We start from the raw sequence: 13774 nt of genomic DNA, 5'->3' as shown, positions 1-13774 counted from the left end.
TTTAATCACCTATTTTCGAAATAATTTTAAAACTGTATCACTATATTGATAATCATTATTATGAACCACAATTGGTTTTTCAATAATAAGACCCTCACCGCCTTGAAAACGGGATTCAATTAAAACATTGTTGGCTTCGCTTTCTTGAAAGGGATGAATAAATTGCAACCGTTTAATATTAAAACCATATTTAATTAATAATGCAGTAATTTCAAATAATCTTGTCGTACGATGAATTATTGCAAAATAACCACGATTAGCAATTAATTTTTTTGCTACAAAAATAATATCTTCTAATGTCAAAGTTGTTTCATGGCGAGCAGGAACTAACAATTTGCTTTTTTCGTTTAATTTTGATTCACCAATTTTAAAAAATGGTGGGTTACATAAAATCAAATCATATTTAAAATTAGTATCTGTCTTAACATACTCGTTAATATCATCATGAACAATTTTAATTTGTGCGGTTTTTTGATTTAATAGCACATTTTCTTCTGCTAACTGCACCGCTTCTTGTTGTAACTCAATCCCAATAATCGCTGCGGAAGTTAATGTTGATAAAATTAATGGAATCGCAGCATTATTGGTTCCAATATCAAGAATGTTTTTTGTTTTAGCATTCAAGGTTGCAAATCGTGCCAACAAAACAGTATCTAAGGAAAAATTAAACATATCTGTTCGTTGATTAATTTTAATTCCCTCATAATCTAATAAATCATTTAAAACCTTCACTTTACACCTCGTTATATAAATCAATCATTCCTTTTTCTAAAACTAATTCCTTATTTAAATTCTCTAATAATAAATTAGCAATTGTATAAGAAATTTCAATTAGTTTGGTATTTTTATCATTTAGTTTTTTAATCAAAGTCTGATCTGTAATTTCATATTTACTTCATTCTTTTCGTTTCAAAACATTAGCAATTTCTAAGAAAAGTTGATGAGACTCTAAATGATCATAACCATTTAATTTTCGAATATGAATAAAATTATTTTCTGGTGTACTTGCAAAATTTCTAAAAAAAGTTTGAATAAACTTTGTTTTAAATTCATCAATATTTAATTCATTAGTTGTATTTTCTAAAATAACATTTAAACAACGTGACTTGATTGTATCAATGACTTTTGTTTTATTTCTTGTTAATAAAAAAGCATATGTATTTTTACTAGGTTCTTCTAAAAACTTCAATAAATAATTAGCGGCTTCTAATGTTAATAAATCTGCTCCATTAATAACATATACTTTAATTCCCGTTTGTTCTAATGCTGAATAACTAAAAGTTTGAATAATTTCTTGAATTGTTTCTTTTTTAATTGTTGTTTCAAAATCTCCCCCAATTTTTAAATCATAATAAGTTTTATTATTAATGCGTTGACAAGTTTCACATTGACAATCAGAATCTTTTTTTTCTTGACATAGTAAAAACTTAATAATTTCAGTTGCAAAAGTTTCTAACTTGATTTTATTATTGCAAGAAATTAAAAGTTGATTTGATAAATTATTTTTTAAAATTAAATTTTTAAACAATGCAATTTTTTCTACATCATTTTGTGAAAATAAATTATTCATTTTCCTTATCCTTTATTTTTTGAATTATTTCATCAACATAATAATAAACTTGTTCTAAAACATCATTAACTGACTTGCGAGCATCAACTACTTTAATTCGTTCAGAATGTTCACTAATTAATACCTGATACCCTTCATATACTTTTTCATGAAATGATTCTTGCTCCAAGTCTAAACGATTCATTTCATTTTCATTTCTAATTTTCATTCTTTCATTTGCCATTGCTGGTTCAATATCAAAAAATAAAGTTAAGTCTGGTTTTGTTGTTCCTAAGACAATTGATTGAACTTCATCTAATGTCCGAATTCCTAAACCACGAGCATAACCCTGATAAGCTGACGTTGAATCCATAAAACGATCACAAATAACAATCGCCCCTTCTTTTAACGCTGGTAAAATATCTTCCATAACATGTTGTTTTCGTGCAGCAATATACAATAAAGCTTCCGTTCACGGATCCATTCCTAAATTATGCTTACTTAATATAACATCTCTAATTTGTTCAGCAATTTCATTGCCCCCTGGTTCTCTTGTTAAAACAACTTGGTACCCCTTTGAACGTAGTATTTCTTTTAGTAATTTTGAAATTGTTGTCTTTCCAGAACCATCAATTCCTTCTAATGTTATAAATAGCATTATTACCCACTCTCTCCGTTCTTAAATATCTTTTCTACCTTCTAACGCTTGTTTTAAAGTTACTTCATCAACATAATCTAATGATCCGCCAATTGGAATTCCTCGTGCTAAACGTGATATTTTCACATTAAAAGGTTGTAAGACTGTTTTTAAGTATTGTGCTGTTACTTCACCTTCAAAAGTAGCACCAACAGCAATAATAACCTCTTTTATAATTTTATCATTCATTCGAGATTCTAAGACAGGAAAAGTCTTTAATTTTGTCGAAAACTCTTGATGAAATAAAAAAAATCATCAATATGACAATTTGAAAACTAATTTTGTGTAAGATTATGATTTTGCTTTAAATTTTTTAAACGTTAAAATATAATACCGTTGATTGTTGGTTTGGTGTTAAACCTTTGTGTTGGTATTTTCATTTTCAGAGCTTTAAATAATTTTGAATATTAGTGAAACCCAAACCATGATAATGAATTAAGGCTTCTTTAAGACTGGATTGTAATTTACTAATCTTATTTAACTTTTGATAACTAGTATCAGGGTTTGTACTAGTTTTGGTGGAATATAGAGTAGAATTTGTTTGTTTTGCTACTAATAAATATAGTGGTTGCATATCAGAAATAATTATTGATTTTTCTTTAATTAGTTGCTTATTCATATTTTCAATAATCCATTGTTTTTGTAATCTTTTGGTATTGGTGGATTGAACAAAAATATTATTATTGCTATCAACTGCCATTTGAATACAGCATTTGGTATCAGTTGAAAATGGATCGAGATGAGTTTTTCGTTTATCAAATTTATCTTTAAAATTGCCTTTATGAATTTCTTTAATAAATGTTTCATCCATTTGGATTTGACCATTTAATTTTTTAAATTTTAACTGTGTATTTTCTAATTGTTTTGATTGCATTAATTTTTGTCGATTATATCAAGCGGTTTTTGGGGTTGTTTTAATAAAACGAGAAATTATTTTACTAGATTGTCCTAACAATGAAATTTGAATTAATAAATTTCACTGTTCATAATTTAAATGACTTCAATAAGTAAAATGATGACGAAATGCATCAAAACTAGCACGACATTTTTTACATAAATATTTTTGTTTTCCTTCGGAATTATGACCATTTTTAACACAATGAAAAGATTTGCAATTAGGACATATAATGCCTTTATCTCTAAATTTTTGATCAATTTCATTTAAACGTTTTTGTTTTTTAATTAAGTCTGCTTGTTGTTTTATTTTTTCATAAAATTCTAAAAATTGATCATCTGTTAAGCTATTTATTAATTCTGTAATTATTTTTTTCATCATTTATTTACCTCTATATATTAAAAATATACCTAATTTTAGGTATATTTTATAAATATCAAGAGTTTTCGACAAAATTAAAGGGAAAAGTTAATTTATCCGGTGTAATACCATTTTTAACATTAATTTCGCCATTCAAAACATGATAAACACCATTAAAAAATTTTTTTGCTTCAATTTTTATTACATCAAAAAAATTGCTAACCACGCAAAGTTTTGTTTGATCCCGTAAATCATTTTGGCAAAATAAACAAACATTATTTTGCATTAATGTTGAGCATATTGGGCATTGATGAAAATTATCTTTTATTTCCTTAAAAACATTCTCTAATGAGTCAAATAATTCCACTTATTAAAAATTCTTTCTGCCACTTTTTTGCCAACACCTAAAGTAGTCTTTAATTCCATAACCAATTCTTCATAAGTCATGATTAAGTCTCCTATAAATTAATCAATTATCTTAATATTATCAAAAATTTGTTTTCCCGTCTCAAGAAGTTCTTTATGATCATCATAATTATCAATTTTTTTAACTAATAAATTTTGATAAAATTCTTCCACATCCGTTAACATTACTTCTGGTAACTTATTTGCTTGTCGAATTTTGGCATAATCATCACGAACATTATTTCATTCACTTTCGCTTAAAGCAATGATAATAAAATCAAAATCAAATGCATGGAAAATTTTATTGCGAAATTCTCAATCGCACATTTCAAAACTAATTCAATTTGCTTCTGGTTTAGTATTTGTTACAATAATTAAACCTTGTTCTGATGCGGCAGCATATTTAACATCATAAAAACTAATTAGCTTATCTAATTGAACAACTTTTCCTTTTTCGTTAATTAATTCCATAAACTTACTCTCAAACTTTTCGCGGTCTTCTTTATTAGCCTTAATTAAAATATTAAAAATTTGATTAATTGAATAATTAATATTACTAGGTTCATAAATATTAATTTTATTCTTCATATCATCACGATACTTTTGCAGATCAGTTATACCTTCTAACTCTTTCCCGTGTGGAGTTTGTTCTAATTCTGTCGGAAAACTGCTCTCCTGCTGAGAACCTTTACTAACATCAAATTCGGGCACAACGTCATCAGTTACTTTTTCTGATGTTGTTGTCAATGGTTGTGACAAAGAAACATTGTTTGATTCTTCATCATCAAATAATGAAAAATTACGGAATAATGGTTGTGAATTTGGTATTTTTTTTTCAGTACCCGGTTCAAGATGTTCAGCATTTTTTTCTTCAACTTGTTGCAAATTTGAAACTGCTTCAATATTTTCTTCATTATCAACAGAATTATTTTCCATTATTTCTATATTTTTGGTAATTATATCCGAATTATCTACTTTGTTATCTTTGTTTTTTTCTGTTTTAGTAACAATCGTAAGATCACTTAATTCCAGGTCATCTAAACTTTTAACATTTCTTTCAAACATTGATAACGCTTTTAATAAGATTAATTCAAAATACATTTCTTGTGTTCTACTACTACGCATCTTTGTCGACGCTTCAGTAAATAAATCAAGTAATGTTAATAATTCTTCTACAGTTAATTTTGCTGCAAATATTTTTGCTTGGTTTTCAGATAATAAATTTAAAAAAACAAGATTCCCAGTTTGTTTATATTCAAACACTTCTTTTAAAATGTCTAATAAATTTAATGTTAAAATTTCAAAATCAGAACCAGCCTCATAAATTTTTTTACTAGTTAGTAAGACCGCTTCTGTTTTGAATTCTAAAATATCTTTTAATAATTTTAATTTAATATTTTTTGAAACTGTTGCAAAAATAATATTAACATTCTCTAACGTAATATTACGATCAGAAAACATAATTACTTGTTCTAAAATACTTAACGAATCACGAGCACTTCCATCCGCTAAAATTGCAATTTCTTTAATTGCAACTAAATCATATTTAATTTCTTCTTTTTGTAAAATTTCAATTATATTATTTTCTAATTCAACTTTAGGTATTTTTCGAAAATTATATTGTTGACAACGTGAAATAATTGTTGCTGGAATTTTGTGACTCTCTGTTGTTGCCAAAATAAAGACAATATGTTGAGGCGGTTCTTCTAATGTTTTTAATAACGCATTAAAAGCTGAATTAGTTAACATATGAATTTCATCAATAATGTAAACCTTATATTTTGCCATTGTTGGTAACAACTGAACATTATTTCTGATTTCTCTGATTTCATCAACACCATTATTTGAAGCAGCATCAATTTCAAAAACATCGACTGCTCCACCACGATTAATTTCATTACAACTTGGACAAGTATTACAAGGATTACCATCATTTAAATTAGTACAATTAATTGCTTTTGCAAATATTTTTGCAATTGAAGTTTTTCCTGTACCACGTGGACCAGAAAATAAATATGCATGTGAAAAAGTATTATTATTAATTGCATTTTTCAAAGCTTTTCTAATTTCAACTTGACCAACAATTTTGTCAAAAGTATTTGGTCGATATTTACGATATAATGAAATATAATCCATTTTTTTACCCCCATAACTTATAATTTATAATTTTATTTTACTCCTTTAATTTGAAATATTCTATCTTAATTGTTCAAAGAATTTTTTCATTAAATCTTTAAACACTATATTTTCTGCATTTTTTCGAACATGGTGAACTTTCATTTTTGATAAATCAAAAGTATGATTTGATTTTACAAAACCAAATTTTTTATTTGATAAATAGTAATTAATAACTTTAATTCCTGAATTAATTGTTGCTCCTAAACACATCATACATGGTTCAACAGTAACTCAAATTGAACAATCACTAATTTTATTTGTTCTTTTTTTGCGACATGCATTATTTAAAGCATAAATCTCAGCATGTGTTGTAACTGAGTTTTTTGTTGTTTTGTTATAACCAATCGCAATGATTTTACCTTTTTGATCAACAACTACTGCAGAAATTGGAACATGTTTTTTCTTATATGCTCGTTGTGATAATTTATATAATTTATTAAAAATTAGTTCGCTTTCTTTCATAAACTCACCCTTATCATAAAAAATGTCATTACACATAGTCCTTAGTCTTATGGCTGCTACCTTCCGGTCCTGACCAGTTTCAAATGTAACTATTGTAATGACATAAGTAATTATAACATATAATTTTTGTTTGACTATGCTTTTATTAAAATAGTCAAATGTTTCACGTGAAACATTTTAAGCGATAACTGTTTGTCCTTGCAAATAACTTTGTATTCTTTTAGGAATACTAATAGTTCCATCTTCATTTTGATAATTTTCTAAAATTGCAGCAATTAAACGATCAACCGCTAATCCCGAGCCATTTAGCGTATGAACAAAGTTTGTTTCATTATTATCGTCACGATAACGCATTTTCATTCTTCGTGATTGAAAGTCAAGACAATTTGAACATGATGAAATTTCACGATATTTATTTTGTCCTGGCATTCATACCTCAATATCATATGTTTTTGCCGAAGAAAACCCCATATCACCTGAACATAATAAGATTACTCGATATGGAATTTCTAATAATTGTAAAATGTTTTCAGCATCTAAGACCATTTTTTCTAATTCATCAAACGAATTTTCTGCTTTAGTAAATTTAACCATCTCAACTTTTCGGAATTGATGTAAACGAATAATTCCTTTTGTATCACGTCCTGCTGAGCCTGCTTCTTGGCGAAAGCATGGAGTGTAAGCAGTATGATAAATTGGCAAATCTTTTCCAGCTAAAATTTCTTCCCGATACAAATTAGTTAACGGTACCTCCGCCGTTGGAATTAAATACAAATTATCTTTTTCAATGTAATATGTATCTTCTCTAAATTTTGGTAAATTTCCTGTTCCATACATAATTTGTGGTTGTACTAAAATTGGTGGTTCAATTTCAATATACCCTCGATTTGCGTGCTCATCTAACATAAAATTCATTAAAGCTCGCTCTAATTTAGCCCCCATACCTTTGTAAACAACAAAGCGTGACCCTGATAATTTTGTCCCTCTTTCAAAATCAATAATATCTAGTTTTGAAGCTACTTCTCAATGTTCTTTTATCTTTGGGTTTGGTGTAACTTTTCCTCATTTTCGAACTTCAAGATTATCGTTCTCATCTTGCCCAGTTGGAACTGAATCATCTGGGATGTTTGGTGTAACTTCTAAGATTGCTCTAATTTTTTCTTCAACCTGATTCAATTGATTATCAATTATATCCATTTCCTTTTTCATTGTGACAATTATTTCTTTAATTTTTGCTGCTTCATAGTCTTTTTTTTCAGCAACTAATGTGCCAACTTTTTTTGACTCAAGATTTCGTTGTTCTTTTAATTTCTCTGATTTAACAATAAGTTCACGGCGTTGCTCTGATAATTTTTTAACATCTTGTAGATACGAAAAATCATCTTGGCGACGACTTAATTTTTTGATTACTTCGTCAAGATTTTCAACAACTTTTTTTGATCTAACATTTTTGTATTCTCCTTACTCACTATTGTCTTTCTTTTTTAAAATTTCAATAACTTCTAATTTATCATCTTGATCTAATCGGATAATTTTAACACCCGACGTTGTTCGGCCAAACAATGGAACCTGTTCTAATGAAACGCGAATAACATTTCCATTCTTTGTTCCTACTAAAAGATCTTCATCTCCAACAATTGTTTGGGCAAATTTTAAGTATCCTGTTTTTTCTGTTAAGTTCATAGACTTAACACCCTTTGTATTTCTCCCCGTTAACCGGTAGTCTTCAATTGGTGTTTTTTTTGCATAACCATTCTCTGTCACAGATAACACATATTTTGCGGATCGTCCAGAACTTACCCCAATTGTGACTCCTGTTTCATCGTTAGAAATCCCCTTAACACCGACAGATTGCCGACTCATTGCTCTGATTTCTTTTTCATTAAAACGAATGACCTTTCCGATGTTGTTTCCAATAATAACATCATCAGTTCCCTTTGTAATAATAACACTTACTAATTCATCTTTTTCCTTTAATTCAATTGCAACTTTCCCTGTTTGACGAATTTGATTAAATTCACTTAACTTTGTTTTTTTAATTAATCCTTTTTTTGTCACAAAAAATAAATTATCTTGCTCTATAATTGTTTCATATAAGGCTAGAATTGTTTGAATATTCTCCGTTTTATCAATTGCAATTAAATTAATAATTGGTAATCCTCGTGCATGTCGCGAGTAGGTTTCAATTTGATAAGCACGTAGTTTATAAACTTTTCCAAAATTTGAAAAAATCAATAAAGAATCAATACTATTGGCACCAACAATTTTTTTCAAACTATCTTCCATGTTTGCTAAACTAGTAATTCCTTTTCCACCACGATTTTGTAATTTAAAAGTATCATCAGCAACACGTTTAACATAGCCATCCTGGGTTAACATAATTAAAATATCTTCACAACGAATTAATTCTTCCGGATCAATTTCAGTTAATTCTTCTTTAATAATTTGGCTACGACGTTCATCCCCATATTTTTTCTTAATTTCAACTAACTCATTAATCATAATTTCAATTTGCTTTTCACTATTATTAATAATTTCTTCTAACGCTATAATTGCTAGTTTAATTTCACTAATTTCGTTATTAATTTTTTCAATTTCCAAACCGGTTAAACGTTGTAAACGCATTTCTAAAATTGCTCGTGCTTGTTCATTAACTAATTTAAATTTATCAATTAAAGCTTCTAAAGCAATCTGTGTTGTTTGTGATTTTTTAATGATGGTAATCACTTCGTCAATGTGATCAAGCGCAATTTTTAATCCTTCTAAAATTATTAATCGATTCTGATTTTTATGTAATTCAAACTGACTTCGTTTAACAATAATGTCAATTTGGTGTTCAACAAAATATTTTAAAATTTGTTTTAACCCCATTACTTTTGGTTGGTTTTTATATAAAGCCAAAATATTTAACGAAAAATTAGTTTGTAATGGTGTTAATTTATATAATTTATTTAAAATAACATTTTCTTGAGCATCCCGTTTTAACTCTAAAACAACACGAACCCCTTCCATATTTGATTCATCACGAAGATTAGAAATTCCATTAATAATTTTGTCACGGACTAATTCAGCAATTCGTTCTAACAATTTTGCTTTATTAACCTGATATGGAATTTCAGAAACAATAATACGACGTTTATTGTTATTTTCTTCAATATCAATTTTTGAACGAATTGTAATTGTCCCATTCCCTGTTTCATAAGCTTTAATTAAACTATTTCCAGCAGTAATTAAGGCTCCTGTTGGAAAATCTGGTCCTTTAATAATTTTCATTAATTCAACAGTTGTAATATCGCCATTTTTTGTCAATGCAATAACACCGTCAATTACTTCATTTAAATTATGGGGAGGAATATTAGTTGCCATTCCAACAGCAATTCCACTTGCCCCATTAACTAGTAAATTTGGAAAGTAACCTGGTAAAAAAGTTGGTTCTTGTTCACTACCATCATAATTATCAATAAAAATGGTTGTTTCTTTTTCAATATCTTTAATTAGTTCACCAGCAATTTTACTCATTCTTGTTTCAGTATACCGCATTGCCGCTGGTGCATCACCATCCATTGATCCAAAATTACCATGACCATCAATTAAAGGATAACGATAAGAAAAATCTTGTGCCATTCGCACCATTGCTTCATATACAGCAGTATCACCATGAGGATGATATTTCCCAATTACTTCCCCAACAATTCGTGCTGATTTTTTATGTTGTTTATCATACGTCATATTTAAATCTCACATGGCATAGATAATTCGCCGATGAACTGGTTTTAGACCATCACGAACATCAGGAATTGCACGTGAAACAATAACTGACATTGCATAATCTAAAAAACCATTTTTCATTTCATCAGCAATATCAATATCACGAATTTTACCATCATAATCATATGTATCATTATCTAAATTCAATTTGTTCACCTCCTCTTAGACATCTAAATTCTTAACATATTTTGCATTCTCACGAATAAATTTTTTACGTGGTTCAACATTTTCTCCCATTAATTCATTACAAATTAAGTTTGCTTCAAATGCATTATTAACAGACACTTTTAATAATAATCGTCGTTCTGGATCCATTGTTGTTTCTCATAATTGTTCGGGATTCATTTCCCCTAATCCTTTGTAACGTTGAATCGTATAATTTTTAATATTTTTTGCTAATAATTCTTCTTTATAAGTTTCTAATTCATTATCACTATAAGCATAACGAATATTATTCCCATTTTGAATTTTATATAATGGTGGTTGTGCAATATAAATATTCCCATTTTCAATTAAATCTTTCATATAGCGATAAAAGAATGTTAATAATAAAATTCGAATATGAGCGCCATCAACATCAGCATCAGTCATAATAATTACTTTTTGATAACGTAGTTTTTTTTCATTAAAATTATCTTTAATACCAGCCCCTAATGCTGTAATAATAGAATTAATTTCATTATTTTCAAAAACTTTTATTTGCTTTGCTTTTTCAACATTTAATATTTTTCCTCTTAATGGTAGAATTGCTTGAAATCTTCGATTTCGGCCAGACTTTGCACTTCCTCCCGCTGAATCTCCTTCAACAATATAAAGTTCAGCAATATTAGAATCTTTTGTTTCACAATCAGCTAATTTTCCTGGTAAAGAAAAACTATCCATTACTGTTTTTCGACGAGTTGTTTCTTTTGCTCGTTGTGCCGCAATTCTTGCTTTTAAAGATAAATTTATCTTTTCAATAATATTTTTAGCATCTTCGGGATTTTCCAATAAATAACTATTTAACCCTTTCCCAACAATATTTGACACAATCTTTTTAACTTCACTATTTCCTAATTTTGTTTTTGTTTGACCTTCATATTGTGGATCAGGATGACGAATTGAAATAATTGTTGTCATTCCTTCTTTTACATCATCTCAAGTAAATTTATCTTCAATTCCCTTATTATTTTTATTAATATTTTTAAAATAATGATTTAATTCTCGCACAATTGCTAATTTAATTCCCTCTTCGTGCGTTCCTCCACCGTGAGTATTAATGTTATTACAAAAAGAAAAAATATTTTCATAATAATTATCATTATATTGTAAACCAAATTCAACAATAATATTATCTTCAATTCCTTCCACATAAAAAACATCATTTAATGGTGTTCCGATTGTTTTATTTAATTCTAAAACATAATCTTTAATTCCATTATTAAATTGATAAACAACTGATTTTTCTTCATCTTCTTCTCGTAAATCAACTAATGATATCTCTAACCCTTTATTTAAGAAAGCTAATTGTTTAATTCGATTTTGAATTGTTGAAAAACTAAAAATTGTTGTTTCTTTAAAAATCTTTTCATCTGGTAAAAAAGTAACTATGGTTCCAGTTTCATTAGTTGGACCAACTTCTTTAATTGGTGTTAAAATTTGACCACCATTATGAAACTCCATTAAATATTGTTTATTATTTTTTTTAATCTCAATTTTTAAATATTTACTTAAAGCATTAACAACACTAGCTCCTACTCCATGTAAACCCCCAGAAATTTTATAAGTGTTTGAATCAAATTTTCCTCCAGCATGTAACACAGTAAAAACAGTTTCTACCGTTGAAACTTTTGTTTTGGGGTGAATTTCAATTGGAATTCCTCGTCCATTATCCGTAATTGTAATTGATTCATCTTTATTGATTGTAATTGTAATTTTATTAGCAAAGTTGGCTAATACTTCATCAATAGAATTATCAATAATTTCTCAAACTAAATGATGTAAACCTCTTACATTAGTGGCCCCAATATACATTCCCGGACGTTTACGAACTGCCTCTAAACCTTCTAAAACTTGAATCGAACCTGAATTATAATTATCACTCATATAATTTTCCTCATTTCTGTTCAATTTTATTTTACCATTATTACCTAATTTTAGGGTTAAATTATCAAATATATTTTAAAATATATTTTTTTAAAAAAATATTTTTTTATTTTTAGTGTCTAATTTTACCCTGTATAAACTTATAAAATAAAAAAATAAAAGGTTAAGTTTTTATTTTTAATATAACTTAACCTTTTATTAATCTTATTTCCTATCATTTAAATTGCTTTTTTCTAATTTTTAATATGATCGAATTGGTAAAACTAATTGTTGTAATGAATCATCTTCATTTGCTGTAATAATTAATGGTTTTGTTTCATCAATTATTTTAATAGTAATTTCTTTTGTTCTAAATGCTTTTAAAGCATCTAAAATATATTTTGAATTAAAAGCAATTGTTTGATCTGAACCTTCAACTTTAAATTCTTTAATTTCCTCTTCGGTATTTCCAATTTCTTGAGTAAATGAAGTGACTAAAACTTTTTGTTCTTTAATTTTTAATGTTACAATTGTTGTCATTGCTTCATTTGATAAAACACTAGCTCGTTCAATAATTTTGATTAATTCACGATTATTAATTGTTAATGAAATATTAAAATCTTCTGGAATAACTTTACTTGTGTCAGGATATTTTCCTTCAATAATTTTTGTTTGGACAACTGTATTATTAATAATAATACTAACTGATTTATCTGTAATTTTCATTCTAATTTCTTGGTCATTTTCTGAAATTAATCGTCCAATTTCATTAATAAACTTTCCTGGAATAATAACATCAAAATCATAACTATTACTATAACTAATTTTTTTACATGACAATCGGAATGAATCAGTTGCTGTAATCACTAATTGCTTATTATTTTGATCAGTTTTAATATTTAAACCATTAAAAACAATTCTTTTTTCTTTTTCTCCAATTGCAAAACTTGTTTGTGAAATAATTTCTTTTAATAACGCACTAGTAAAAATTACCTCTTTTCCTTCCGTCTCAAATGATAAATGTGGATAATCAATTGCATTTAAAGTATTTAAAATTGAATCAAAGTTATTTGCTTTAATTTTAATTAAACTACCTTCTACTGCTTCTAAGGTAATAAATTCGTCTTCAATTTTACGAATAACTTCAATAATAAATTTATTTTTTATTAAAACATTTCCAATTGATTTAATAACTAAATCATTTCCTACCAATATTTCTGATTTTATTGATGTATCACCATCAGAAGTCGTAAAAGTTATTTTATCTTTTTTAACTTCAATTAAAATTCCTAATAATGATGGAATTAATGTTTTTTGAGAAATTATTCGGCTTACTTTTAATAATTCATCTAATATTTTATCTCTTTTAATGCTTACAATCATTTTGTTACTCCTT

12 protein-coding genes and 1 other RNA gene are annotated in these 13774 nt (G+C 27.2%); all 13 read right to left on the bottom strand.

Annotation, left to right across the window (positions count from 1 at the left end; genetic code table 4):
• Positions 1–9: 9 nt before the first annotated feature.
• The 13 genes from ACOBME_RS05695 to dnaN all read right to left on the bottom strand — a co-directional run bounded on the left by ACOBME_RS05695 (position 10) and on the right by dnaN (position 13761).
• A complete protein-coding gene (locus ACOBME_RS05695; protein ID WP_338964701.1) occupies positions 10–732 on the bottom strand; it encodes a tRNA1(Val) (adenine(37)-N6)-methyltransferase in 723 nt (240 codons plus the stop codon).
• 1 nt (position 733) lies between these two features.
• Positions 734–1570, bottom strand: a complete 837-nt coding sequence (locus ACOBME_RS05690; protein WP_338964698.1) for a DNA polymerase III subunit delta' — start codon at positions 1568–1570, stop codon at positions 734–736.
• Positions 1563–2207, bottom strand: a complete 645-nt coding sequence (gene tmk, locus ACOBME_RS05685) for a dTMP kinase (RefSeq protein WP_338964696.1) — start codon at positions 2205–2207, stop codon at positions 1563–1565. The genes ACOBME_RS05690 and tmk overlap by 8 nt, the downstream gene beginning before the upstream one ends.
• 21 nt (positions 2208–2228) lie before the next feature.
• Entirely contained in the window at positions 2229–2435 is a 207-nt protein-coding gene (locus ACOBME_RS05680) for a toprim domain-containing protein (RefSeq protein ID WP_419334598.1), read from the bottom strand.
• Between the two features lie 124 nt (positions 2436–2559).
• Entirely contained in the window at positions 2560–3522 is a 963-nt protein-coding gene (locus ACOBME_RS05675; protein ID WP_338963247.1) for an IS1/IS1595 family N-terminal zinc-binding domain-containing protein, read from the bottom strand.
• 46 nt (positions 3523–3568) lie between these two features.
• Positions 3569–3787 (bottom strand): toprim domain-containing protein, encoded by a 219-nt coding sequence (locus ACOBME_RS05670; RefSeq protein ID WP_419334595.1) that lies wholly within the window; start codon positions 3785–3787, stop codon positions 3569–3571.
• Positions 3788–3966: 179 nt separating this feature from the next.
• Positions 3967–6042, bottom strand: coding sequence for a DNA polymerase III subunit gamma/tau (gene dnaX, locus ACOBME_RS05665; RefSeq protein ID WP_338964691.1), 2076 nt, complete (start codon positions 6040–6042; stop codon positions 3967–3969).
• Between the two features lie 60 nt (positions 6043–6102).
• On the bottom strand, positions 6103–6546 hold the full coding sequence (locus tag ACOBME_RS05660; RefSeq protein WP_338964689.1) for a deaminase: 444 nt from the start codon (positions 6544–6546) through the stop codon (positions 6103–6105).
• 16 nt (positions 6547–6562) lie between these two features.
• Positions 6563–6653, bottom strand: an RNA gene (ffs, locus tag ACOBME_RS05655) — signal recognition particle sRNA small type.
• Between the two features lie 70 nt (positions 6654–6723).
• Positions 6724–7953: a serine--tRNA ligase gene (gene serS / locus ACOBME_RS05650; protein WP_419335373.1), complete on the bottom strand. Its 1230-nt coding sequence runs from the start codon at positions 7951–7953 to the stop codon at positions 6724–6726.
• A gap of 54 nt (positions 7954–8007) precedes the next feature.
• A complete protein-coding gene (gene gyrA / locus ACOBME_RS05645) occupies positions 8008–10461 on the bottom strand; it encodes a DNA gyrase subunit A (protein ID WP_419334590.1) in 2454 nt (817 codons plus the stop codon).
• A gap of 15 nt (positions 10462–10476) precedes the next feature.
• Entirely contained in the window at positions 10477–12399 is a 1923-nt protein-coding gene (gene gyrB / locus ACOBME_RS05640) for a DNA topoisomerase (ATP-hydrolyzing) subunit B (RefSeq protein WP_338964684.1), read from the bottom strand.
• 240 nt (positions 12400–12639) lie between these two features.
• A complete protein-coding gene (gene dnaN / locus ACOBME_RS05635; RefSeq protein WP_419334586.1) occupies positions 12640–13761 on the bottom strand; it encodes a DNA polymerase III subunit beta in 1122 nt (373 codons plus the stop codon).
• Positions 13762–13774 lie beyond the last annotated feature (13 nt).

This window comes from Spiroplasma endosymbiont of Sarcophaga variegata, from assembly GCF_965178695.1.
GTDB lineage: Bacteria > Bacillota_I > Bacilli_A > Mycoplasmatales > Mycoplasmataceae > Spiroplasma > Spiroplasma poulsonii.
Note: the sequence above shows the minus strand (reverse complement) of the source record. Positions and strands in the feature narration are given on the sequence as shown.